The 23,896-nt window shown below is 56.3% G+C and carries 28 protein-coding genes; 16 read left to right on the top strand and 12 right to left on the bottom strand.

Annotated features, from left to right (window positions below):
- Nucleotides 1-54: 54 nt before the first annotated feature.
- The 16 genes from AO268_RS26060 (at nt 55) to AO268_RS25980 (ending at nt 12,793) form a co-directional block, all read left to right on the top strand.
- On the top strand, nt 55-1,290 hold the full coding sequence (locus AO268_RS26060; RefSeq protein ID WP_099170296.1) for a tyrosine-type recombinase/integrase: 1,236 nt from the start codon (nt 55-57) through the stop codon (nt 1,288-1,290).
- Between the two features lie 7 nt (nt 1,291-1,297).
- Complete coding sequence (locus AO268_RS32480; protein ID WP_141562844.1) at nt 1,298-2,188, top strand: hypothetical protein; 891 nt, start codon at nt 1,298-1,300, stop codon at nt 2,186-2,188.
- Nucleotides 2,189-2,284: 96 nt separating this feature from the next.
- Nucleotides 2,285-2,503 carry a helix-turn-helix domain-containing protein gene (locus AO268_RS26050; protein ID WP_099170291.1) on the top strand — a complete coding sequence of 73 codons (219 nt, stop codon included), beginning with the start codon at nt 2,285-2,287 and terminating at the stop codon, nt 2,501-2,503.
- Nucleotides 2,503-2,979 carry an ogr/Delta-like zinc finger family protein gene (locus AO268_RS26045; protein ID WP_306474146.1) on the top strand — a complete coding sequence of 159 codons (477 nt, stop codon included), beginning with the start codon at nt 2,503-2,505 and terminating at the stop codon, nt 2,977-2,979. Before AO268_RS26050 ends, AO268_RS26045 begins: the two co-directional genes overlap by 1 nt.
- Complete coding sequence (locus tag AO268_RS26040; protein ID WP_232243913.1) at nt 2,976-3,218, top strand: helix-turn-helix transcriptional regulator; 243 nt, start codon at nt 2,976-2,978, stop codon at nt 3,216-3,218. Before AO268_RS26045 ends, AO268_RS26040 begins: the two co-directional genes overlap by 4 nt.
- A complete protein-coding gene (locus AO268_RS26035) occupies nt 3,215-3,514 on the top strand; it encodes a helix-turn-helix transcriptional regulator (protein ID WP_099170289.1) in 300 nt (99 codons plus the stop codon). Before AO268_RS26040 ends, AO268_RS26035 begins: the two co-directional genes overlap by 4 nt.
- Nucleotides 3,511-3,768: a hypothetical protein gene (locus AO268_RS26030; RefSeq protein ID WP_099170288.1), complete on the top strand. Its 258-nt coding sequence runs from the start codon at nt 3,511-3,513 to the stop codon at nt 3,766-3,768. The genes AO268_RS26035 and AO268_RS26030 overlap by 4 nt, the downstream gene beginning before the upstream one ends.
- Nucleotides 3,769-4,234: 466 nt before the next feature.
- Nucleotides 4,235-4,417 carry a hypothetical protein gene (locus AO268_RS26025; protein ID WP_099170287.1) on the top strand — a complete coding sequence of 61 codons (183 nt, stop codon included), beginning with the start codon at nt 4,235-4,237 and terminating at the stop codon, nt 4,415-4,417.
- Complete coding sequence (locus AO268_RS26020) at nt 4,410-4,679, top strand: DUF3077 domain-containing protein (RefSeq protein ID WP_099170286.1); 270 nt, start codon at nt 4,410-4,412, stop codon at nt 4,677-4,679. The genes AO268_RS26025 and AO268_RS26020 overlap by 8 nt, the downstream gene beginning before the upstream one ends.
- Nucleotides 4,672-4,950, top strand: coding sequence for a hypothetical protein (locus AO268_RS26015; RefSeq protein WP_169863860.1), 279 nt, complete (start codon nt 4,672-4,674; stop codon nt 4,948-4,950). The genes AO268_RS26020 and AO268_RS26015 overlap by 8 nt, the downstream gene beginning before the upstream one ends.
- Nucleotides 4,943-5,425, top strand: coding sequence for a LasR-specific antiactivator QslA (locus tag AO268_RS26010; RefSeq protein WP_099170285.1), 483 nt, complete (start codon nt 4,943-4,945; stop codon nt 5,423-5,425). Before AO268_RS26015 ends, AO268_RS26010 begins: the two co-directional genes overlap by 8 nt.
- Nucleotides 5,418-6,434: a toprim domain-containing protein gene (locus tag AO268_RS26005; protein ID WP_099170284.1), complete on the top strand. Its 1,017-nt coding sequence runs from the start codon at nt 5,418-5,420 to the stop codon at nt 6,432-6,434. Before AO268_RS26010 ends, AO268_RS26005 begins: the two co-directional genes overlap by 8 nt.
- Nucleotides 6,431-8,221: a DUF927 domain-containing protein gene (locus AO268_RS26000; protein WP_257154458.1), complete on the top strand. Its 1,791-nt coding sequence runs from the start codon at nt 6,431-6,433 to the stop codon at nt 8,219-8,221. Before AO268_RS26005 ends, AO268_RS26000 begins: the two co-directional genes overlap by 4 nt.
- A 433-nt stretch (nt 8,222-8,654) precedes the next feature.
- Nucleotides 8,655-9,431 carry a hypothetical protein gene (locus AO268_RS25995; RefSeq protein WP_099170282.1) on the top strand — a complete coding sequence of 259 codons (777 nt, stop codon included), beginning with the start codon at nt 8,655-8,657 and terminating at the stop codon, nt 9,429-9,431.
- A gap of 469 nt (nt 9,432-9,900) precedes the next feature.
- A complete protein-coding gene (locus AO268_RS25985) occupies nt 9,901-12,102 on the top strand; it encodes a DEAD/DEAH box helicase (RefSeq protein ID WP_099170280.1) in 2,202 nt (733 codons plus the stop codon).
- Nucleotides 12,103-12,112: 10 nt separating this feature from the next.
- A complete protein-coding gene (locus AO268_RS25980; protein ID WP_099170279.1) occupies nt 12,113-12,793 on the top strand; it encodes a DUF2290 domain-containing protein in 681 nt (226 codons plus the stop codon).
- A gap of 147 nt (nt 12,794-12,940) precedes the next feature.
- On the opposite strand, the gene AO268_RS25975 is transcribed toward AO268_RS25980, so the two are convergent.
- The 12 genes from AO268_RS25975 to AO268_RS25920 form a co-directional block, all read right to left on the bottom strand.
- A complete protein-coding gene (locus tag AO268_RS25975; protein WP_076962014.1) occupies nt 12,941-13,543 on the bottom strand; it encodes a hypothetical protein in 603 nt (200 codons plus the stop codon).
- Nucleotides 13,540-14,112 (bottom strand): RNA polymerase sigma factor, encoded by a 573-nt coding sequence (locus AO268_RS25970; protein WP_076962013.1) that lies wholly within the window; start codon nt 14,110-14,112, stop codon nt 13,540-13,542. Before AO268_RS25970 ends, AO268_RS25975 begins: the two co-directional genes overlap by 4 nt.
- A gap of 155 nt (nt 14,113-14,267) precedes the next feature.
- The gene (locus AO268_RS25965) at nt 14,268-15,899 is read right to left on the bottom strand and encodes a vWA domain-containing protein (RefSeq protein WP_076962012.1); all 1,632 of its coding nucleotides are present in this window, start codon (nt 15,897-15,899) and stop codon (nt 14,268-14,270) included.
- Between the two features lie 140 nt (nt 15,900-16,039).
- Nucleotides 16,040-16,690: a DUF799 domain-containing protein gene (locus AO268_RS25960; protein ID WP_099170278.1), complete on the bottom strand. Its 651-nt coding sequence runs from the start codon at nt 16,688-16,690 to the stop codon at nt 16,040-16,042.
- Nucleotides 16,687-17,049, bottom strand: coding sequence for a DUF4810 domain-containing protein (locus AO268_RS25955; protein ID WP_076962010.1), 363 nt, complete (start codon nt 17,047-17,049; stop codon nt 16,687-16,689). The genes AO268_RS25960 and AO268_RS25955 overlap by 4 nt, the downstream gene beginning before the upstream one ends.
- A 29-nt stretch (nt 17,050-17,078) precedes the next feature.
- The gene (locus tag AO268_RS25950) at nt 17,079-17,759 is read right to left on the bottom strand and encodes a CsgG/HfaB family protein (RefSeq protein WP_076962009.1); all 681 of its coding nucleotides are present in this window, start codon (nt 17,757-17,759) and stop codon (nt 17,079-17,081) included.
- A 31-nt stretch (nt 17,760-17,790) separates the two neighbouring features.
- On the bottom strand, nt 17,791-18,372 hold the full coding sequence (locus AO268_RS25945) for a hypothetical protein (RefSeq protein WP_076962008.1): 582 nt from the start codon (nt 18,370-18,372) through the stop codon (nt 17,791-17,793).
- 199 nt (nt 18,373-18,571) lie between these two features.
- Nucleotides 18,572-21,142: an autotransporter family protein gene (locus AO268_RS25940; RefSeq protein WP_099170277.1), complete on the bottom strand. Its 2,571-nt coding sequence runs from the start codon at nt 21,140-21,142 to the stop codon at nt 18,572-18,574.
- Nucleotides 21,143-21,203: 61 nt separating this feature from the next.
- Nucleotides 21,204-21,770: a hypothetical protein gene (locus AO268_RS25935; protein ID WP_076962006.1), complete on the bottom strand. Its 567-nt coding sequence runs from the start codon at nt 21,768-21,770 to the stop codon at nt 21,204-21,206.
- Between the two features lie 22 nt (nt 21,771-21,792).
- Nucleotides 21,793-22,659 carry a PoNi-like cognate immunity protein gene (locus AO268_RS25930; protein WP_076962005.1) on the bottom strand — a complete coding sequence of 289 codons (867 nt, stop codon included), beginning with the start codon at nt 22,657-22,659 and terminating at the stop codon, nt 21,793-21,795.
- Between the two features lie 33 nt (nt 22,660-22,692).
- Nucleotides 22,693-23,091, bottom strand: coding sequence for a polymorphic toxin type 43 domain-containing protein (locus AO268_RS33900; RefSeq protein ID WP_099170276.1), 399 nt, complete (start codon nt 23,089-23,091; stop codon nt 22,693-22,695).
- Nucleotides 23,037-23,273, bottom strand: a complete 237-nt coding sequence (locus AO268_RS25920) for a hypothetical protein (RefSeq protein WP_076962003.1) — start codon at nt 23,271-23,273, stop codon at nt 23,037-23,039. Before AO268_RS25920 ends, AO268_RS33900 begins: the two co-directional genes overlap by 55 nt.
- Nucleotides 23,274-23,896: the final 623 nt, after the last annotated feature.

The raw sequence follows: 23,896 nt of genomic DNA, 5'->3' as shown, positions 1-23,896 counted from the left end.
GTGTATCCCACGGTGTATCCTCAGGCATCTCTAGAACCGAGGGGATACAAGGGCGTGAAACGGTCAGAAATCAAACGCAGACCACTCAGTGACACCGCGCTGGCAAGCATCGAACCCGAAACCGGGGAATATCGTGAGCTCGACGGTAATGGCCTGTATCTGCGCGTTAAGCCGGATGGCCAGAAGTCCTGGCAGCTTCGGTACAAAAACCAAGCAGCCAAGTGGAGCTGGCTTGGCCTGGGCGGCTATCCCGAAGTCAGTGGCGCACTGGCCAGGAAAAAAGCAGCCGAGTATCGCAAGGAGATCGCCAACGGCGGCGACCCTATCGCTGCACGCAAGGCCCGAAAAGCGGCCGAACTCGAAGCAGCAACAAACACATTCGAGATCCTGGCGCGCGAGTGGATCGAAATTCGCAGCCCTGGCTGGGAAGCCAGCACCGCAAGACGCACAGTCGGCGCTCTCCAGCTCCACGTCTTCCCTGTATTCGGCAAAAGACCATATGCAGAGATAACCCCAAAGCAATGGATGGACTTTCTACAAACGCTTGAGCGAAAGGGCATCCTTGAGCAAATGAGCCGCGTCCGCCGCTCCTGCAAGGAAATCTACGATCTGGCGAGGGTGACAGGCAGAGCCATTCACAACCCGCTGGAAGGCCTTAGTCGTTTCCTGCAATCCAAACCAGCCGAGAACTACGCCCACGTCACAGCGAAAGAGCTTCCTGAGCTGCTACGCGCCATTCGGACCTACCCCCATGCATTAGATCTGCGCCTTGGCCTGCACCTATTAACGCTGACTGGCGTCCGTCCGAGTGAGCTACGCGAGGCGCCCTGGTCGGAGTTTGACTTGGACAACGCACTTTGGAGCATCCCGGCTGCTCGCATGAAAAAGCGACGCGACCACCTAGTACCGCTGTCAAAGCAGGCAGTTAAAGCGCTTCGAGAGCTACACACGCTAAATGGTCGTTACCCGCTGCTCTTTCCCGGACGCAGTGACCGAAAAAAACCACGCAGCAATATGGCATTCAATATGGCGTTACGGCGACTGGGCTACGAGGGGCGCCAAACGGCCCACGGTTTCCGACATGTCGCCTCGACCATGCTGCGCGAAAACAACTTCCCGCGTGAACATGTAGAGGCTCAGCTAGCGCACGTTGAGGGCGGTGTCTCAGGGGTTTACAACAAAGCGATCTACCTGGAGCAACGCCGGCAAATGATGCAGTGGTATGCGGATCAGTTGGACACGCTCGAAAAGGGCAATGTCGTCTCAATAAAACTCAAAGCAACGAGCTAAATAATCGATGGCTGACTATCTACTCAAAGAGTGGCTCACACTGGATGACGCTGCTTGCTGGTTATCCGATCAAACGGGACAGACCTACACAGAGACCAGTATCCAGAGGGCGCTAAACACCTTTCGCCTACCAGCTCATTATTGGCCAACCGACAATGCAGAGATTGGCCTCTTTGCTCTGACCTTGAGACCTGGAAAGAGCGACTGGCGAACCTCTGGATTAACACCCCTGCCAGAATCCCCACTCCACCTGGATACAGACCAATGCTCACTGTCGTACGTGGTCGACGGCCCAGTTCCGCTACCAAATTACGAATTGTTCAGTGAAAACCAAGCACGCCATTTTCCCCGACCAATTGGGATATTCACACCTACAGGTGACGGCGAGTTGAACGGTTGCTATCGCATTGACGAAAACGAACGACCCGCCTGTATCACTACTGGGAGCTCTCAAGTGCTCATTCACTTAGCTGACCTTCAGGAGTTCAAGGAGGGATTACCGCTGCCACCTCAACGCCCTTCGCACAACCTGTACATAGAAACCAGCAGGCTAGCCGGAACAAACAGGACCATTATCAGAAGTCGAAGCTCGGCTAACTGGTTTAGCTATCCCGATGCAATCAAGCAGGCTGATATCTCAGATGAAAAAGGGACCTTGCCAGTCCTGCGGGCTCTCGGATTCGCCACACACGTCATTGCTGAAATAGGCGCCCACCTAGACGCGAAAGAAACCATAGCCAGCAATCGCAAAAACTTCATGCGCGGCGGAAAACCCAACGTATCCGCTATCGCGAGAACCCTAACAAAAGTGGCAAGTGACCTTCGACACACAGGACACGGCACGACGGGAGAAGGCTTTCAAAAGTTATTGAGCGCAGGACTTCGGGAGGTCGAATAACGGATTTACGAATTACGAATTCGGAAAATCCCCAATCGTAAAAACCTCGATGCCAATCTTCACCCCGTAGTCGCAGACAGTCCTACGGAGACAAAGATGCATCCACAAAGTCCCACAGCGCATAGCGCTGACCTCATGACACCCGAGCATGCCGCTCATGCCCTGAGCGTTTCCATTCGCACGCTGGCGGCCTGGCGCAGCAATGGTCGTCACGACCTTCCCTATGTGAAGCTCGGCCGCCTTGTGCGCTACAGGACAAGCGATATCGCCGACTGGTTGCAGTCCAATCTTCATTGCGGGAAGGGGATGGATTGATGGCCACCTCAACTGTTAACCCGCGACCTACCAACAACGAGAGAGATTGTAAGCGCGCCCCTTACAACCTACAGAGATACAAGTCTTGGGCGGGATCAATGATGCTTGGGCCATCCAGATTCGGAGGCCTGTTGCCCGTGAGCGCCACCCCTAAAGCACGTCCACAAGTCCAAGCGAAACGCCGTTGCCCTGATTGCGGTGCGGCGCTGATTAAGCGCAGCTCCAACAGTGAGCACGCACTTATGTCCAAAACCTTACTTGTATGCAAGAACGCTGTTTGTGGCGCCACTTTCACCGGCATTGACGAAATAACGCATCGCCTAAGCCCGCCCAGTCGGCCAAATCCAGAGATCCAACTGCCATATGCCCCAAGCGCAATTCGTCGCAGCGTACTCAAAGAGCTAGGCCTACTTACACAGGACACACAATTACTACCCCTCAGCCTCTCCCAAAACAGAAGCGAAGTGCGGTCATGAGCAAGCAACTAGATCGGAGAGATAGCGCGCTCGTCGCACTGGTACGCATGCCTGAACTACAGATGCTTACCGGCCTTGCGCGGCCCACCGTCTACAAAATGATTCAGCGCGACCCTACGTTTCCCCGACCGGTAAAGCTGAACGATAGCGGCGCTCGAAACGCACCTGTGGCGTTTGTATTGAGCGAGGTTCAAGCCTGGATAAACGGGCGCATTGAGGCACGGGAGCAACGAGCATGAGCAAGGCGATGCCAAAGCCATTCCAACCGGTGAAACGTTTGGACCTGGGAAACCGGCTGCTGCGTCGTCGTGACGTAGAGCAAAAGACGGGCAAAAGCAGAGCCGCGATCTATGCCGATATCCGGTCGGGCACTTTCCCGGAACCTATTCCAATTGGCATCAACAGCGTGGCCTGGCTGGAGGCAGAGATCGATCAGTGGATTGCTGACCGCCTGGAGGAGCGCAGCCAAACACGAAAGAAAAAAGCGATGCGGGGGACGCATTCGGCTCAATTACTTTCGGAGACTCACTCATGACCACAATCACATTATCTGTCGATGGGCAGTCGATCCGTTTTTCCCTGGACGACTTGCGCAGCCTGGAGACGGTTCTCCTAAACGCGGCACGTCGCCCTGGTCAGGAGGTTTTTTGCGCGACCACGAGTGGACGCATGACGGCCATCGTCGAACTCAATACCGCCAAGTCCGGCATGACCAGTACAGCCAACCCAAGCGGGCAACATCACTTCAATAAAAGTGGTGGCGGTGCGATTCAACTAACCGACTGCTAACCCCTAACTGCACTGAGTATTCACGCTACTGCCTAGCTTAACGCCCGGTGGTCTGGAGTTTTTCATGCCTGAGAAAAGACAAAACCCCGGCAAGCGCGCCAACGCTGCCAGGGCTACATACCACACTACACGCAGATCGAAGTTTATCACTCCGAGCAACGGAGTGAGCATTTTCGGCAGTCGGCTCGACTTGCAATCTGAACATGGTCGGGTCTATAGTTTCCCGGTCGCTGCCAATTCAGCGACCGGGTTTCGCAGCCCGACGAGCAAAAGGCGCAACAGCGCCCCCATCATGATTGCAGGCGCTTTTTTTGTGCCCGCAGTTACGTGTTATGGCGGCTGTGCGTGGGAGGACTTCGGTCCTGCCGGGATCCTTTTGCCCCGGTCTGCGAACCCGCGCACAGTTGCCACCCTAATTCGTTTCGCAGCGAACCGTGGCAGCTCCCCAGCAAAAGGAGCTCTACTCATGCACGCCCTCAATCCGTCCGCACGTTCCATCCGCGCCGCTGCACACAAGGCCATGGCCTTTGCAGCCCTTCGCGCAAACTCCAGTCTTTCCACTCGCCTCAAACGCTATAACCACCATATGCAGCTCGCCCACCTCGCCGCTTCAGAGCAAGCGATGGTTATGGAGGTGCACCATGCTTAAGACCACCGCCAAAACTTTCAGCCGCATTCCTCTCTCACGGTTGCCGCTCTTCGCTGTGCAGTCTGACGTCCCTGTAACGGAGGCCCTCGATCGCACGTACTGCCTGCTTGATCTTGCCCAGGAAATGGCCGAGCAAGCGGCTCTCGCTGAAAACAGTCAACAACTTTGCCATGTAATCGTCTACCTGATCGACATGGCGAAAGCCACTGTTGACGCTTGCTCAGAGGGCATCCTGACCTCTGTAGAGGTGGGTCATGAATAAGCTCATCCCGCTCACAACAAACCCCAGCCAAACCCCTGTGCTGCTGATTGATACAAGCGCCGCGTACGCCGACATTCAGGAGTACGCAGAGCAGCGACTTTGTGCGGCCAAGGCACTGCTTTTCAGCCTGTCCTGCATGGGCATCAACCGCGCAGACGCAAAGGACGTGAACGGCATTGCGGATGCCGCCTACTTGCTCCTGGAGGACGCCAGCGACCTCTTCAACGCTGCCCGAAAAGCAGCGGAACGTGAGGGGGTACAAAATGCCTGAATCACTCAACGCCGTGCTGCCATCAGCCGACGGCCAGCCCGCAATCGACACGCAGTGGTCCGCCAAATACCAAGAAGTAATCGACGGTGGTGTTGATGCCTTTGAACGATGGTTGGCCGACCAAAATGAACCGCTGGCCAGGTGCCTAAACAGTCACAAACAGCGCCTACCCGGCCAGATCATTGAAGCGTTTGAACTTGGGTTCTTACACCGCCTAGAACAACGGCTCCGAAGCCAAAATCCGACACCTTGTAAAAACATCGAGCAGTTCACCGGAGCCCTCGCCCTGGGAAGTCGCGCCACTGCAATGATGCGTTTGAGCCTGGAAAGCACGCTGCAACTTGCCAACAAAGGGGAGCTCCGACCCTGCACCGAAGAAGCGGCGCAGCACCTCGTGAAAACGGCGGATCTGGCCGCAGCTATTAGCATGCCTGACGCTTCATTCGTATCGTCAGAGGGCCTGTTCCATGACTGATAACGACACTGTAGACCTGATTCGTTTGGTGGCACTTCGTGCCCTTCCTGCTGCCCCTACTCTGCTTAAAGAATGGCTGCCGGAGGGACGCCCAAACGGACGTGAATGGGTTGCTCGAAACGATGTCCGGGGAGACCGCAAAGCCGGATCGTTTGGTGTGTCCCTCGACTCTGGCCGGTGGAATGACTTTGCCGACGATCAAGCGCACGGTGGCGATCTGGTTTCACTTCTGGCCTACCTGCGCCAATGCCGCCAGGTCGAAGCTGCGCGGGAAATCGATCAACGCCTGGCACTCGGTTTGTTTGAGTCATCTGGAGTCCCGAGCGCACCGAGCGCCCAACAAGCAGAAGCGTTCAAAGCTGCCCGCACCAAGGCGGAAGAAAACCGACGCCGGTCCGATGCGGTACAGCAGGAAAAGCAGCAAGCAGCGACTCGGCAGGCAGTGCAGCTGTGGCAGCGCGCAAAGCCTGCTGATCGACTGCATCCGTATCTGGTGGCCAAGGGCGTGAGCCCACTCAAACTGCGTCAAATGTCTCAGGGGAAATTGCTGGTCCCTCTATGCCTTGAAGGTCGCTTGGTAAACCTGCAAGTCATCGATTGTGCCGGCACAAAACGTTTCCTTAGTGGTGGCCGTGTCCTGGGCTGTTACTCGCCATTGGGGCGGGTCATCGAGGGCGGCCGCCTGTACGTCTGTGAAGGTTGGGCGACAGGAGCAACGCTGCATATCCATACCGGCCACCCGGTGGTGTGCGCCATGAACGCCGGCAACTTGCGCGCCGTGGCACTAGCCATGCGAGCGCTTCATGGTCAGAGCGTCGAGCTGGTGATCGCTGGTGACGATGATCGCCAAACACGGGGCAATCCCGGGCGCACTGCCGCCAACCGTGCGGCGTTCGATACCGGCGCTCTGGTGGTATTTCCAGAGTGGCCCCAACAGGCACCGCCTGAGCTATCCGACTTCAACGACTTGCACCTTTGGCGCAACCAGCTATGGGAGGCAAAGCCGTGAGCAAGCTTAAGGAAAAACACGCTGATTTGAGTCTTGTAGGAGACCCAAAGGCGCCGGAGCCCGACAAACTCGACCGGCCCCGTTTCGCTGTCTATGAACACGCCTGCACGGTTGAAGGGAAGGTCTACAAGGCCGGCACCTGGTATCACAGCGTGAAGCAAAGCGGGCCGGAAGAAAAAGCCATTCCAGTCGATCATTGGATCTGTGCGCCACTGAACGTCGAAGCCGAAACGGTCAACTCAGAAGACGGCAGCATTGGCCGTCTGCTGTCCTTTCACTACAGGGGTCGGCGTATTGAATGGGTAATGCCCATGGAATCCCTTGCGGGTAAAGCAGATGAGGTAATGAAGGCACTCATGCGCCAGGGACTGGCAATCGAATACCACCAACGTCGTCATATCACGCCGTACCTGGCGAGCCATCACGCCCCTGAACTAGTGATTGCCACCACCACGAAACCGGGCTGGCATGAATCAGGAGCCTTTGTGCTGCCCTCACGGGTCATTGGCGGCGACAACGTTCGTTTTCAGGACTCAGGTCGTGCAGCAAACATTTTCACCTGCAAGGGCTCTCTCAGTGGATGGCAGACCGAGATAGCCGCTCGCTGTCTCGGCAATCCGGTACTGATTTTGTCGGTGTGCTGTGCATTGGCAGGGCCTCTGCTCGCCAAGGTGGGCGTCAATGGTGGCGGTATTCACCTGGTCGGCGATTCATCAAGCGGTAAGTCGCTCGCGCAACTGTTGGCCGCATCGATCTGGGGCAATCCTGGCACCTTCGCGGCCTCTTGGGACGTGTCGAAAGGTGGTGTAGAGATTGAGGCAGCGTCTCGTAACGATACCGTGCTGATCCTTGATGAAATTAAGCGTGCCGACCCCAAGCGCGTTCAGGAAATGGCCTACGCAATCGCCAACGGCATGGGCAAAAGCACCATGACTCGCGAACGTGAAGGGCGGGCCAAACTGACCTGGCGTGTGCTGGCCCTTTCCAGCGGTGAAAGGTCGTTGTCGGAGCACGCCGCCATTGGAGGCAACGGTGCGCATGCCGGCGCCGAGTTGCGCATGGTCGATGTGAATGCCGGCACCCGAACTCATCGCGCCTTTGATGATGTGCATGGCATGACAGGGCAGGAGTTCCACCGCGTCCTAAACGACGCTGTCACGCAACACTATGGACATCTCGGCCCCACCTTCGTGGAGGCACTGATTGAGCAGCCAAAGGAGCTGTATAGCGCCTTTTCACAAGTCCGTGATGCCTTCGAAACCAAGAGTTCACAAGCCGGCCGTGTGGCTGATCGGTTCGCCATCATGGCGTTAGCCGGAGAATTGGCTATTGAACATAATCTGCTTGGCTGGCCTACAGGTTCAGCCACTCAAGCCTGTCTGCTGCTTTTTAACGAATGGCTGGCCCGGATGGGAGATGGCAACGCAGAAGACCGCCAGATCCTGCGCGGTATCGCTGACTTCATCGCATTACACGGTGACAGCCGTTTTTCTGATGTGCGCGCCGAACACGCCAACCTCACTGTCCGCGAGCGAGCAGGTTTTTATGAGGTGAATGACGATAAACGCCTGTACCTGTTCAACACACCGGCATTGCTTGAGGCGGCTTCAGGTTTCGGTAAAGAACGGATCGTACGGACGCTGGTAGGCGCCGGAGCGCTAGCCAAGGTTGACGAAGAAACCAAGGGCAGCCGGCGGGCGAAAAAGTACCGCACGCCAGGCGGTGGTAGTTCCCGTTTTTACGTAATTGACCCCGACTTGCTCGAAAGTGAGGGAGAAAGTCAATGACGCTCAACCTGTGCAGCTATCGACATTCGACGTTTTTCAGCGGGAACACGGGAACAGTGGGAACGGCCCAGCAAAGCCGTGGCTTTCAGCGTTCCCTTATAAGACATGAGAGTGGGAACAAGGGAACACAACTCTGTTTAATAGAGAGCCTCCCCCCATACCTTGTTCCCGCTCAAAAAACGCCGGGAACAAGTTCCAACTCTGAAAGGCCCGTTTTAGAGCCTTTGTACCCACGTTCCCGCGTTCCCACCGATTTTGAATTCAGTCGTGTGAACAAGGGGGGGTATGTGCTGTTTTTGTTGACAGAACTCGAAGCACTCGTTCCGAGCTCTTCTCCCCGCCCTATCCCTACGAGCAATCAACTCTTACTGATTGCCGACTCGCACCATCAACCCTGGCCGGCGTCGGCCTGCAATCACCACCGGAGAAACCTATGAACGAGCATCACCTGTCTCTGCCCGATGAAGTTCAGACGGCACTAAAAATCCACGACGAATACAAACAAACCTACCTGTCTATACGCGAGCGCTTTGAAGGCTTGAGAGCGCGAGAAGAAAAACACCGCAAAACGGCCGGCGCGGCCGAACAGCAAGCGATGCTAGATGGAGCTACTTGGCGGAAGCTTTTCCGGGAAAGCGATGGCGTGCTGACCAAAGATATTCGCAACTTCAAGCGCCAGGAACTGGACAGCCGCGAATTGGCATTGGAGTACGCCTGCCTGGCCGGCGAACTGCAACCGGCAATGGAGTTGTGCCAGATAGATACCTATGAAGCCCGTGAGCGCTATCTGAGTAGTCGCGAGACGGCGTTTGCGCTCTATGGTGATCATTGCCTCACCACCTCTGCGACCGCTCTTTTCGCACTGCCCGAAGCAGAAGCGTTTCTTAAAGCATTACAGCGCAAAAAGCTCATCATCCAACGGGACATAGAGAAGGATGCGTTCTATCAAGAGGCGACGTTTAGCGACGAAAAAAAGGCCGTCAGCAGCGAGGAAGCTCGACGCCTAGGAGAAGCCTTGTTCGGTTTTATTGATCGAGCCAGTGCTGCGTTATCCGTCGATGACAATGCCGTGTGGCAGGCGCTTTCTATCGTTCCGCGTGACGATTTCACCACCGGCGAGAAAGAGTTGAAGAGCCCGATCTATCGAGCGCGCCGCCGTTCGGAGTTGAATGCAATGATTGAGCAACACACTCAAACGCAAACGTCCTGAATTCGATCCCACACACAGCATGCAAGCCGCCTTAGGGCGGCTTTTTCGTTTTCGATGAGATTCCCCACTAGCTCAATGGAAGTGCTGGCCATGGCGCCAGGTGAGCTGCTGAGAGCCAATTTTTGGCCGGTCCCACTGGTCGAGCTCCCGGCGCTGGATGGCGAGCCTCCACCCCGGCGCGCGCTGTCGTCCCCCCACCTCGCCTGCCGTCTAAAAATATATTTTTTTCTGCGATTCTGCGCCATGCTCCAAACCAAGCAGGCCGGGGCTCGCAGAGAAAAATAGCGTCATTCTTCTCCCTGCGAAACCCTGCACCGCGCTATCAATTTTGTAGGCGCCCGAGCTCTCCCTCTACCATCGAACAATAACCCGTCCTATTCTGTAGCTCTGCGGGAGCTTCAGCGGGCCTAGGCGGGCTCAACGAAGCTACCCCAATCATTAATTTATATTTTTCGAGTTGCAGGACATCATGGAAAAAAAATTTTCATTCCTATCAGGATCCTTGGCAATCGAAAATCGGCCTTTCCATTTTCAAGTGGCCGAGGTAATTAGGAAGGCTCTAGTCGAACATAATGGTTATGTTGGATACAAACTCACGACGCTAGGTCGAGCCAGTGATACTGACGTACCATCGTTTATTGTTGTATCGCAACAGTCTGGCATCATCCTGATTGATGTCATTGAAGAACAAGTAACTGATGTAATAGAGTCAGAAAATGAAGAGTTTTGGAAACTAGACTCCGGAACCCTCATAACTTCTAGATCCCTAATTACTGAGATATATGAAGAGGAAGTTGTAAGCCGACTGAAAAACGACCTGTCGCTGTATGACAGGAAAGCCAGAAAGATTAAAGTACCTATTACAAGCGTGGTAGTTTTTTGTGCAAATGACGAAGCACAAATTCAAGGAATGTTAGGTGACGACTCCCCGATCATGGGCCTCCCCTTCGACAGTCTGGACGAATGGGTAAAAGAACTATCAGAAGACTACAACTGCACTGAAGATGAACTAGGAAGAATATACTCACTCCTAGAAGGAACGTTTGTATATGAAACAAAACACAGTCCTGTCATCAGCGAAACAGCTCCGCAGACAATAAACGACTATATTCAAAAGTCATTACGTACCACATTCAAACAAGACGACTCCCAACGCCTAGCCGCTATGCAGTTGCCCCCAGGCCCACAACGCATTCGAGGCCTTGCCGGCACGGGCAAAACAATTGTTCTTTCATTGAAAGCGGCTATTACTCATAAACGCTTACCTGAATTTAAAATACTCTACCTGTTCAACACCCAAAGTCTCTATCAGCACGTACAAACTTTAATATCCAAGTATTACACCTTGGAAGCTAAAAAAACCCCAGACTTCGATGCAAAAATCCACGTTCTCCATGCATGGGGCGGAAGGCAAAAAGAAGGGCTTTACTCCCGCCTTTGCAAAAAGCTAGGCGTATCGCCTCTTACGCTTGGAGATGCGAGAGGGCAAGCAGATCCGCTTTCTTTCATATATCGAGATTTACTCAAAAAAATGGGGGATCAGATTGAGCCAGAGTATGACCTTATTCTGATTGACGAAGCTCAGGATTTTTCAACCGAGCTATTCCAGGTAGCCTATAAGCTAGCGAAGGGTGAGGGCTCACAAAAACGTATCATATGGGCGTACGACGAATTTCAATCTCTCAAAGATACACTTATAAAAGGCCCGACTGAGTTATTTGGAAAGAACGCGGCCGGTGAGCCAAATCTTCCAGACTCAGTCCTAGATGGAAAATACGACGGAGACATTCCAAAAGATTTCGTATTACCTAACTGCTACCGAACCCCGCGGCCGGTTTTAATGACCGCTCACGGCGTGGCAATGGGACTATATTCAAATCGCCAAATCGAGATGTTCTACTACCCCAGCGATTGGGAGGCAATAGGCTATAAGGTCAATGCACCGAGAAATCTCACCATATCAGAGGGAGATGTAGTAGAGATTGAAAGACCAGATTCTAATAGCAAAAACTTACTCGAAGGAATAATGCTGGAAAATCAGAAGCGTCCTTTGAATCTCGTGCAAACCAAACTATGCAATTCTGATACTGAACAACTCACCTATATCGCACAGAAAATTAGTCGACTTGTTGAAACCAATGGCGTTGCACCTGAAGAAATAATCGTAATCAACCTTAAGCCCGGTAACAACAAAGATTCAATGCTGGCAATTCAGAGAGAGCTAAGTTCTGTAGGTATTAAATCTGTAATTCCGGGGTACGTAGAGAGTGCAGACGTCTTCAAGCCGTTAGGTTACGTGACACTTACTACCCCTTATCGGGCGAAAGGTAATGAAGCAAATATTGTTTTCGTCCTAAACTCCCAACAAGTTGCAAATGACTTCACCTTCAGAATGAGAAATGCGTTTTTTGTAGCAGTCACAAGATCTAGAGGCTGGTGCTATATAAGTGGTTTCGGTCAATCCATGGAAAAACTCATAAATGAAATTGATTGCATAAAGCGCGACTTCCCAAAATTCAAGTTCATTTGCCCAAGCCCAACTCAAATGAAGAACAACAAAACCTTCCTCAATAAGTCAGACAAAGAATTGGACAAACTTCAGGAAATCTTTGAGCTAATGCAGAAAAACCCTGAATTCAAAGAAATGATTCAGAATTACTCTCAAGACTAGGAGTCTTCTGATGAAGTTTGCACACATCTGTCAAGGAATAATAAACGCAACGCGTACTCTGGACAAGCATACTCAGCTTAACAACATATGTGTGGACAATGAGACCAAGTCAATCTCATGGCACGGTAGAAAGCCTGGGATCATTAAGGGATTATATTATCCGCTTGAGTATCAATATTTGATTGATTCCCAACAGTATTCACTACTACTGTCTGACGGCTCTTTTTTTCAGTTTTTCTATCAGTATGACAAAAGTGAAAACCTGACCAGTGCCAGGCTCGCGTTCTATCCAAGGCCGCTATCAACCCGCGACTCTCTGGAAGAAATTCTTGCCGCCGCAGATGATGCTGTCGAGAGAGAGGACGATGAACTTTTTAATCATCTCTATAACTGGACGGAAATGATGGAGTTGAAAAATCAAACACCTTCAAACACGTCTCACATTAGATTCGATTACGATCCAAAAGCTAAATCTCATAGTCCTTCACACTTACAGCTTAGCGGACTACATGACTTCAGAATCTCCGCTAACTACTTCCCTCAACCACTTGCCTTTATACAACTTTGCGAAGCGACTTATTCAAGTGAAAGAGTCATAGACACGGCAGGTATGGCTTTCGAGAGGCGACACGCGCTGCTCCTACAACAGCCCTCAGAGCTTATCAACCTCGGGTGGCCGGGGCAGGATTAGCCTGTATCCCAGGATGTATCCCTTCGAACAATTACGGAAAAATAATCTATTTTTTTCAATCGGTTATGAGCCAGGTTAGAAGCCCGCCGGGGCACCAGATACAGATAAAAAAGCCCCAGGTCGCAAGACCTGGGGCTTTTTTGTGGCTCAACGCTTTTGCAACGCCTCCAACCGCGCAGGCAGGTTTTCCTCGGGAAAACGCTTGTGCAAGGCCAGCAGCTTTTCATCCGCCGCCCTGCTCTCACCCGCCCGGCGCAGGCGCACGATTTCCTCAAGCCCTTGCTTCAGGGACTGGGGCTTGGCGGCCATTTGCTTGCTCATTTTTGCCACGGGCTCATCGGCCATGACCGCCGCCATCTCGGTCTGGACCGGCGTGCTGTCGGCCTGCGGCACCATTGCCATACGCGCCATCGGCGCTGGGGCGGCGGGCGCAGAGAGTGCCTGAGGCGGCGGCGCGGCGGCGTACTGGGTAACCTCGGGCTGGTTGAGGTCGGGCACTGGCGAGCGCATGACCACGCCAATCAACAGTGCGACCCCGGCCACGGTAGCAAACGCCATCTGCCAGCGTGGCCGTTGGCAGGCGTGCAGCCAGCGTTGCCACAGGCTTGGCGCTGGCGTGGGGGCTTCGCGGCGGGCGGTGGCGAGGATGAAGGCGTCGAGGGACGCGGACGGCTCGCTGGCGCTGTGTTGGCGAAAGTGCTGGATCAGCCCTTCGTCTGTCGGGTCCTGGGGGTGTCGGGAGTCAGTCATACGGGTACCTCCTCGGCCAGCAGCCGACGCAGTTTCTGCTGGGCGTAACGCAAGCGGCTTTTTACCGTTTCCAGTGGGCTGCCGGTGAGGGCGGCGATTTGCGGCAGTTCCAGGTCGCCGTGCAGGCGCAGCATAAACACTTCGCGCTGGTCTTCGGGCAGGTCTTGCAACGCCGCATCGAGGCGGCCCTGGTCGCGGCTCAGGCTCAGTTGCTGCTCGGGGCCGGCACTGTCGTCGGGTTGGGCGTGCTGTTGTTCGTCGTAGCTGTCGTGCAACGGGTTGTGGATGCCGTGCTTGCGCCAGTGGTCGATCAGGCGGTTGCGGGCAATCTGGAACAACCAGGTACGAAAACTCGCCCGGCCCTGTGGCTGGGTAGTGCTGCGGATCAGGCTGAGCCAGGTGTCCTGGTAGATTTCCTCGGCCAGTTCGGCCTTGTTGCACAGGCCCACGAGAAACCGGTAGAGGCCCTGGCGGTGCCGGGCATACAGGGTCTCGAATGCAGCAGCATCGCCGGTGCGGTAGCGGGCCAGCAGCAATTCGTCGCTGGGTGGATCATCTGGTACGGCCATGTTAAGTGGCGAACTCCTTTCGATGGATCACTGCAGATTACCTGTGGGAGCCGGGCTTGCCCGCGATGGCGGTGGGTCAGGCACTATCGGCGGCACTGGCCCACCGCCATCGCAGGCAAGCCAGCTCCCACATTGGCTCTATATCGTGTGCAAGATCAGTGTTTGAGGCTTTGGGCCAGTTCCACCAGTTGTACGAATTCATTACGCAGGCCGTAGGGGTCATCAGCGCGGGCCGAACGGGCCAGGGTGGCGGTGTCCTTCAGGCTCATGGTGCCAGTGTAGCGGCCATCGCCCTTGAGCTGTTGGGCGAAGGCAGCTACAGCCGCCGCGAAGCGCAGGTCGGCGCTGGCGGCCTGTTGAGCATTCTTGATCGGGTGTTCGATCAGACGACTGCTGCCACCCGCCGCTGGCTTGTAGCGTACCCGCAACATGGCCAGTTCTGATGCGTTACCCTCGGCAGCCTTGGCCTGGGCATAGCGCAACGGTTCCAGCCAGCCTTTTGAACCCTTCGGTACAATTTCATACAGCGCCGTCACGGTATGCCCGGCGCCGATCTCACCGGCGTCTACCTTGTCATTGCTGAAATCCTCACGTTTCAAGGCGCGGTTTTCATAGCCCAGCAGGCGATATTCGCTGACCTGGGCCGGGTTGAATTCCACCTGCAACTTCACATCCCGCGCTACCACGGCCAGGGTCGAGCTGAGTTGCTCCACCAGCACCTTGCGGGCTTCGCGCAGGTTGTCGATATAGGCGTAGTTGCCATCGCCCGCGTCGGCCAGTTGTTCCATCAGGTGTTCGTTGTAGTTATCCACGCCAAACCCCAGGGTGGTCAGGGACACGCCGCTTTTGCGCTGGTCCACGGCCATTTGCTTGAGGCTGTCGAAGTCGCTGATGCCGACATTGAAGTCACCGTCAGTGGCCAGCAGGATGCGGTTGATGCCCTTATCGATAAACCCTTCGCGGGCCATCTGATAGGCCAGCTCGATGCCCGACGCCCCCGCTGTGGAGCCGCCGGCGGTCAGTTGCTCGATGGCGTTGCGGATTTTTGCCTTGTCGCCCCCGGATGTGGGCTTGAGCACCACCCGCGATTCACCGGCATACACCACCAGGGACACGCGGTCCTGATCGCGCAGTTGCTCCACCAGCAGTTTGAGGGTGCTTTTCACCAATGGCAGGCCTTCGCGGCGGTCCATGGAGCCGGAAACATCCACCAGGAACACCAGGTTGGCCGGCGCCAGTTCGGCCACGGCACGCTCGGAGGCCTTGATGCCGATACGCAGCAGGCGTGTATTGGGGTTCCAGGGGGTGGCGGCGACTTCGGTGGTCACGCCAAAAGGCGAGCCATCGGTGGGCAGCGCGTAGTCGTAGGGGAAGTAATTGACCATTTCCTCAAGTCGCACGGCGCCTTCGGGCGGCAGCTGGCCTTGGTTGAGGAAACGTCTGACATTGGCGTAGCTGCCCGTGTCGACATCGACGCTGAAGGTTGAGACCGGGGTTTGGGCCACGCTGTGCACCGGGTTATCCGGCAGGTTTTGATATTGCTCACGGGGTTCGGCGCGGTATTCCATCGCCACGGCGTCATGCATGGCCATCGGGGCCGGCATCGCCATCCTTTTGAGCATGGCGCTCTGGGCCTGAACGGGCGCGCTGTGCAGTTCGGGGACGGCAGCCGCTTCGGGCGCCTTGGCCTCGTCACGGGACGACAGCCCACATCCGGCGAGCGCCACCAGCAAGGTCACGGCAAAGCCCTGGGCAGCGGGGCGTAGGAAGAGAAGAGGATGGGACATGGGCTGAACCTCGTGAGTGAATGATGCGTTCACAAGGTCAGACGTAGGGGCGTCGGGATTCGGGTTAGCGTGCGGTCACTCAGTCCAGGTGGGAGCTGGCTTGCCAGCTCCCACATTGGATCGGCAGTGACTGGTCCAGATCAGTCCGAGCCGTACTTGGGCGAGCGCGGGCCGTACAGCAGGCCGGTGCGTTGCCCGGCCGACAACAGGCGCGCGCTGGTGATGCCGGCAATCGGGTGCGCCGCGTCGGTGGAGCTGTTGATCACTTGCTTGACCGCCGCCGTGATCAGCATGCCCACCAGGCCGCCACCGTTGTTGTTGCCTTCCTCGCTGGAAGCCCGTGCCGAGCCGGTCCACAAGGTGGTGCCGGTGCGCAGGTCGACCAGTTTGGCCGAGGCCGTCACCGAGGTGTCGCTGGTGATCAGCATGTACTGGGTGCCGTACTCGCTGACGGTGATGTACAACGCCGCGTCTGCGCCGAAGATCTCGTGCAGCTTGCCCGGCGCCACGCCCTGGATATCGTTGGCGGTGGTCAGGCCGTTCTGGCGGAAGGTTTCATCCACCAGGGCAATCGGCATCACGTAGTAGCCGGCTTCGGCCAACGGGTAAGTCACCTGCGATACCAGGCTGTAGGACGCCTGCACTTCAGGGGACTCGTTGATCGGTGGCAGCACCAGGATCGACTTCGGCCGCGCCTGCTTGTACGCCGAGTAATCGACAGTCTTGGGCGCCGCGCAACCACCCAGCAAAGCCAGGGCCAGCAAGGCGCCGGTGAGTTTCAAAAAGCTCATTGCTTCACCTCTGGGGCCTTGGCGTTCTTGAGCAAAAAGTCCATGTAAGCCGCAGACTCGGGGAACAGCGCCTTCTCGGTGCGGAACTGCTGCACCATCTGGTCATCCTTGCCCATGCTCAGGTACAGCATGCCCAAATGGGCGTGGTAGCCCGGTGGGGCCTGGCGGCCACTGGCGTTGATCTTTTGCAGGTCGCGTTCCAGCGCTTCGACCTGGGCTTCCTTGGGCTCGCCCTTGAAGTACTCGTAAACCTGTGGCTGGTAGCTTTCCCATTGATACAGGGGCTTGGGCGCCGTCTGGCACCCTGCAACCAGCGCGGTTGCTGTCAGCATCAGCGCTAACTTCACTGCCTTGCTCATCCGTGTACTGCTCCTTGAAAACACTTGAATCAGTTACGCGGGTTCCAGGCGCCGGCATTGATGCCGTCGACCAGGCGATTGATCGCTTCGCGCATGGCCAGGTCCAGGACCTTGCCATTGAGGGTGGAGTCATAGCTGGCGGTGCCGCCAAAGCCCACGATTTCACGGTTCGACAACGCGTATTCACCGGCGCCCTGGGTGGAATACACCACTTCGGAGGTGCTGATGTTGACGATGTTCAGGTTGATCTTGGCGTAGGCCACCTGGGTCTTGCCACGGCCAAGGATGCCGAACAGTTGGCGGTCGCCGGTCTCTTTGCGGCCGAACTCGGTCACATCGCCGGTCACCACGTAGTCCGCACCCTTGAGCTTCTGCGCGGTGCCTTTGATCTGCGCTTCCTGAGAGATTTCGCCCATGTTGTCGCGGTCCAGCACGCTGAAGCGGTTGGTCTGCTGCAAGTGGGTGATCAGGATGGTCTTGGCCTGGCCACCGAGGCGGTCCACGCCATCGGAGAAGATCCCGCGCATGTAGCTGGAGCGGTTATCGAACTTGCCCACGGCAATCGGCACGCGTACGCCGGAGTAGGCGACGCTGGCGCTGGCGACTTTTTCGATCGGCAGTGCGCGGGAGCTTTCCGTGGCACAACCGGCCAGGGTCAGCAGTGCCGTGGCGGCAAGGCCGGACAGCAGGATTTTGCAGAGTGATTTCACAGGGTGCTCCTAGGTGAATAAATCCGGGGTATTAGCGTGAGGGTATGGCGCGCAGGTCGTGCACGATGTAATTGCTCAAGCCACCGGTGAAATGGCGCTCGATATTGGCGTTGCCTTCATTGGTCAGGATCCCGCCAATGGTCTTCCATTGCTGCACCTGGCCGCCCCAGTTATTGGGCACCAGGCCACCCCGATCCTGGGCAAAATGCAGCACCTCGGCGTCGGCCTTCTTGACCTTGACCTTGTAGCCAAAGTCGATGCTTTGCAGGATGGTGTTGTCGTCGACCACCAGGCTGGTGATACCGCCCTTGGAGTCGAGGATATGGCGCACGTAGACGATATCCACGTCCAGCAGGTAGTCCGCGGTCTGCTTGCTGCTGGCATAGCGCTTGGCCTTGAGCAGGCGGTCGACCAGGTCCACGCCCAGTTGCTCGCGGACTTTGGCGTCCGACATGAAAATCCGGCCCTGCCCCACCACTTTGACGTCGAAGGTATCGACCCAGAAGGTGGCGGTCTTGGGAATAGTCACGGGGGCTGGAGAGATGTAGTACGGGGGTTTGGAAGCACAGCCGGCCAGGAAGGACAGCGCCAGCAGTAAGGCAAAAATGCGCATCTTTGAATTCGTCCCTGATTAAGTGCTGCGGCATTTTACGAGGTTGAGAGCGGTTCTCAAGTTGTTTCGCACATATGGGGGCAGGCTTATGTGGGAGCTGGCTTGCCTGCGATGCAAACACTGCGGTGTTTCAAGCACACCGCAGGGATGCTATCGCAGGCAAGCCAGCTCCCACACAAGCTCGCCCTATAAGGACGGTTTAGAACGCGTAACGGGCCTTGAGCATGACGCCATCGGCATCAAACCCGCTGCGGGCCTGGCGGGTGTAGCTGGCGCCGACGCTGAATGCCGAGACCTGGTAGTTCACACCCACGCTGGCTTCATAGCTGTCACGCGCTACCGATGCGCCGGTCACGCTGAACGTCGAACCACCGTTCACAAAGCTGGAAGTCTGCGCCACGCGATCACCCATCAGGTCGTGATAGGCCATCAGGGTCGCTTCCGGTTGCAGGGTGCCGGCGCCCAGCGGCAGGTTGCCCGCCACACGCAGGCCGGCGCCCAGTTCACCGACTTCGTAACGCTGGGAACCGGTGTTCAAGGCTGCCGATGAGCCCTTCTCATGCAGGCTGTCCATGTGCACGCTGGAGTAACGTGCGGCGACACGCGGTTCGACCAGCACGCTGTCCGACGCTTTGAAGCTGTAGCCGCCGACCACACTGGCCGACAGCGCCTGGCTGTCGTAGCTGCCCTTCGCTGTAGTGCCGGCGATGTGGCGCTTGCTGTCGTTGTCGTTGACGCCATAGCTCAGGCTGCCATCGACAAACCAGTTCTGCAGCGACCAGTTGCCGTACAACGACAGCGCGTTGCCCTGCACTTCGGTCTTGTTACCCAGGTCCGAATGGATGTTGGAGTTGAGGTAGCTGTATGCCACACCCACACGGGTGCTGTCGTTCAAGCGGCCGTCCACGCCGACAGCCACACCACTGCTGTTGGCCGAGTAACCGTTATCGCCACCGCGACCGTCCTGGTCCATGTTGCTGCTCAGGCCTTGCACCCACACACCGCCGCGTTCGCTGCCATCGCGCTGGCCGGCCAGGCGGTTGAGGATCGCGCCGTTGATCACGGTCTGCCCGGACAAGGCCACGTCCAGCGCACCACGGTTTACGTCAGGTTTGAGTTGTTCGCCGATCTGCGCCAGTTGCTGGGCGCTGCCAGCGTTGGCCACGGCCTGGAACACCGCGTCATCCTGGCTCAGTTGCCCCAGCACTTCGTTTTTCAACAGGTTCACCGCAGTCACCGCCGAGGTCGTAGCCCCAACGCCGCCGAGGTCGGTTTGTACCTGCTCGTCTGGCTTCAGACCCACCACGGCCTTGACCGTCTGCGCATCGGCCGAGTAGCTGAGCACATCGAGCAGCGACGAGCTGCTGGCGACCGTCAGGCCGTTGTTCTGCACGCTGCCGGCTTGCAGCAGGGTGTATTCGGTGCCGCTGAGCGCTGCGGTGAAATCACCGGGCTTGGCGCTCAAGGTCACTCTAGACCCCTGGGCGAAGTTCGCGGCGCCGCTGACCGTGAGGTAAGGCGTGGTCGGTACCACGCTGTTGGACAGGCGCATATCAACCCCGGCCCCGCTGGCGACATTCAGGTCGCCAGTGATGGTGGTGCCGGCGCCGGACAGGTTCAACGAACCCGCGTTGACCGATACCGGGCTGCCAATGCGCGCGCCGGTAAAGTCGGCCTGGCCGTTGATGTTCACAGCCGTGACACCCAGCACATCACCGACGATTTTGCCGCCGCTCCAGTTCAGGCTCGCCAGGTTGCCGCCGTCGATGGCGGTGCCGGAGTTGCTGCGGATTTCCCCGGCTTGCTGGTTGATCTCGAACGGCGTCAACTGGTACTGCGGGTTGACCTTGATCGCCGTCGCGTCGGCGCTGATCAGGCCACGGTTGATCAGGCCGCGCTCACCGCTCGGCGAGGTGGTGTTAAAGGTCGCGCCTTGCACGTTGAAGGCCATGGCGTTGCTGCCGCTGGCTTCGATGGTGCCGGTGTTGAGCAGGTAATCGTAGGTGCCCGCATCGAGCTGCACGGCAATCGCCTGCCCGCCGTTGACGGAAACCAGGCCGCTGTTTTCGATACGCAGGGGGTTGGTATCGGTTTCGATCTCGATCCCCAGGGCCTCTTCACCGGTAACGCGCAGGGTCCCGGAGTTGAGCAGCTTGCCACCGATGGTGACCGGCATGTTGTTGTGGGTATCGAGGATCAGGCCGTAGCCGTAGTAGGACGTGACATCCACCACACCGCTGTTGACCACGTCGCCCGCCACGGTGGTGCCGTTGAGGTAGAGACCCTCGGCGTCGGATTCATCGCCAGAGCCGGGAACTTCGACCAGGGTGATATTGCCCGAGTTGATGATGCTGCCGCCCACGTTGCTGGCGCCCACTTCAAAGCCTTCGGCCCAGATGGTGTTGCTCAGGTGGATATTGCCAGCCTGGACGATATCGCCGCTGATTTGGCTGCCGGTGGTGGTGAGCAGTTGATCCAGCGCCCCATCGACGATCAGGCCACGTACGGCTTTGCCGCCAGCATCCAGGGTCAGGTTGGCGTCGTTGCGCAGCGTGCCCTGGATATTGGTCAGGGAAATATTCACGCCATCGGCACTGGGCTGGGTCGAGACGACATTGCGCGCGCCCACCAGGGTCACAGGCTCGTTGAACGTCTGGGAGGCCCACACGTTCTGCCCTGTGCTGACGTCAAACTCCACCGCGCTGACTTGTGCGGCAACGGCGCTGACCATCATGGCCAACAGGCTTTTCTGGAACTGCTTGCGCTTCATTTGAAACTCCATTTACTACGACAACACCGCCAATGTGCCCGGCGGTTGTAGGGTGCATGATTCAGGACGCGGGGACGGGAATGCGCTGCGCAGGGTCGGTGATGTCATAGGCATGCTGCTCGCAGCCGGCGCCGACAATCACGAATTCCACCAGGTAAACCTTTTGCTTTTGCGGTTTGAACGCCGAGGACATCGGGCCGCAGGCGTAGACAATTTTTTCGGCGTAGCGGTAGTAGTTCGAGTCATACACCCGCGACTCGCCCAACACTTCAAGCGTCTGCTGCGGGTCGGCCAGCACTTCCAGCTGCGGGAAGCGCTTGACCGTGGCGCTGTTGGCCACCTCGCTCATCTTGGCGATCCAGCCGAACACCTTGCCCCGGCCCGAATCCACCACCGTGCCGAGGATCTCCGGCCGCTGATCGGCATCGCCGCCACGGCGCACGGAGAACTGCACCGGGTAGGTAAACCCGGTGGCGCGCATGATCACTTTGGCGTGTTCGGCATCGGCCACGACTGTGTTCTGCTGCAACTGCACGCCATCTTTCAACAGGCTGGGCGACGAGTCGCGGGCAGTGGAGTGGCAGCCCGCAAGGGCCAGGGCTGCGAGGATGAAGGTAAGTTTTTTCATGGGCGTCTTTAGATCCAAAGGCTTATACATCTGAGCGCCCAAACAACCGCGCCAGCCAGCCGGCTTTTTCTACGCGGGCAGGGGCTGGTGCCGGGATAACGTCTTCACTGGGGTGGAGCAAGTCGCCGGGGTAATGCTCATGCCCCAGGCAGGCGCTGTCATCCAGCCCGAACGCCTTGACTGCGGCAACCGCCTCAAAGCACCAGCGGCCGAAGTAGCTACCCATCTCAAGGGGGTGTTTTACCGGGTCGCCATAGACATACCACCAGGGTTGCTGTTTACCGCGCCGGTTCAGCTCCGGGTACCAATGTTCCACGAACGCCCGCAACAGCGAGGCCTGTTGTTCCTGGGGCGCGTCGATGGCCTTGAGCAGCCTTGCATAAGGTTTGGCGTGCAGTAGCTGCTCACCGATCACGCGCCCTGGCTGGCGGGATGCAATGATTCGATCCAGCAGAACGTCCTGTCCGCCTTCGCCGATCAAAGCGACCAGCCGACGCCACTGGTCGTCGGGAATCTCCAGCGCCAGCGCCAGGCTCACCAACCAGAAACACCAGATGTAGTGGTTCAGGTCCGCCAACTCGAATGTCCAGTCACGGCAAGTCTGGAGATTATTCTCAGCACACAAACTGTCGGACTCTCGATTGGACAGCTCCCACGCGTCCATCGCGGCGGGGAGGTAGGTGGCCATTTCGGCAACATTGCCACCGCTCGAATAGACCCGAATGGCCGCACGCACATTATCTTTGGCGAAGTCGAACGTAAATTGCGCTCGGTACAAGGGGTTGGCCGACGGTTGCGCCAGCATTTCACTGACGCGCTCAACCCATTGCCGATCCTTGGCTTCACGATCGTCCCAATACGGCTTATCCCCCAAGGGTGCACGAATCATGGATAACCCTTGAAAAAGGGGACAGATTTATTTTTATCTCGAAAAATAAATCTGTCCCCTTTTTTGCAAGTAGTGCCCACTAAACTCATTTGTTATCACCTCTCCGTTAGGCCCTCGCCGAAACATACCACCTACTAGAGTCGACCCGTCAGATTTTATAGTCTCTGCCAACTGTTGATGCGGAGAGCCTCCAAGGTTACTTATAGGCTTACCGACAGCGAAAGTATTTGTTTTAGGATCAAAAACAAATTCAATGGAACCATTTTTTGTGCTAGGGAAATAATTCTGTATCGCCTTAGACGAGGCGGACCCCGGCTCCAAACCTAGTACTCCAGGTGCAGGGCCTGAACCCTGCCAGCTTGTGGTTGCTTTTGCACCTACTCGACAATGAAACTTTTCGCTAGAGTCATTGCCTCCAAAAAGCCAGAAAATGGAACTTTCAAAACTGCGCTATTTAAATCAGCGAAAACTTCTACCTCTAAACGATCAACTCCCTGATCCTGATTAATCTGAGCAATAGGTTCGCCTTTATATTGAATTTCGACAGTCAGTTTCTCATAACGACTATCACTAAATCCAAGAATTTCAAAATCCAGATTACTTTCAAGTTTCATGGTTTCGCCTTAGGCTCCAAAAATCCCGAGAGTGAGCCATCACGATTATAGCGCAGACCTCTCCCATCAGGAGCCCGGACCTCTAGCCCACCGCGACTCAAATTTGAGAATGTTGAACTCGGCGAAAAGGGGACAGATTTATTTAACCAAATAAAAAATCTCTAAGAAAATCAAATAAATATGTCCCCTTTTTTCTCTCAGCACATCAAAGCAATCATCAATGCCTAACCAATCGTTATCAAGAGAACAGCCGACTCGGGCGTTATAACTTGACCATGTGTTGAAAATAAATCTGTCCCCTTTCCCCTAAAAACCAACCCCAAAAAATCGTAATCTGACTCGATTACCCTCGAAGTGCTAAAAATAAATCTGTCCCCTTTTGGTCCCTTTTGGAGCTCATGAACTGCTTGAGGTCGGTGAGTGCCGGGTTAGTCTCGATCAGGTATTTGTGGCTGTTATCTACCGGGGCGATGTCCGGCAGGCCTTGCGAAAAAGGGGACCGAAAAAGGGGACAGATTTATTTTTATCTCTGTCCCGTCCTGAATAAGGTTTACACCTTCTGATCTGTTTTTCAGGAGGACGTAATGGAATCAGCAAAAAGGCGTAGTCAGCGCGACTACACG

This window comes from Pseudomonas sp. ICMP 8385, assembly GCF_002699915.1.
Lineage (GTDB): Bacteria > Pseudomonadota > Gammaproteobacteria > Pseudomonadales > Pseudomonadaceae > Aquipseudomonas > Aquipseudomonas gessardii.
Note: the sequence above shows the minus strand (reverse complement) of the source record. Positions and strands in the feature narration are given on the sequence as shown.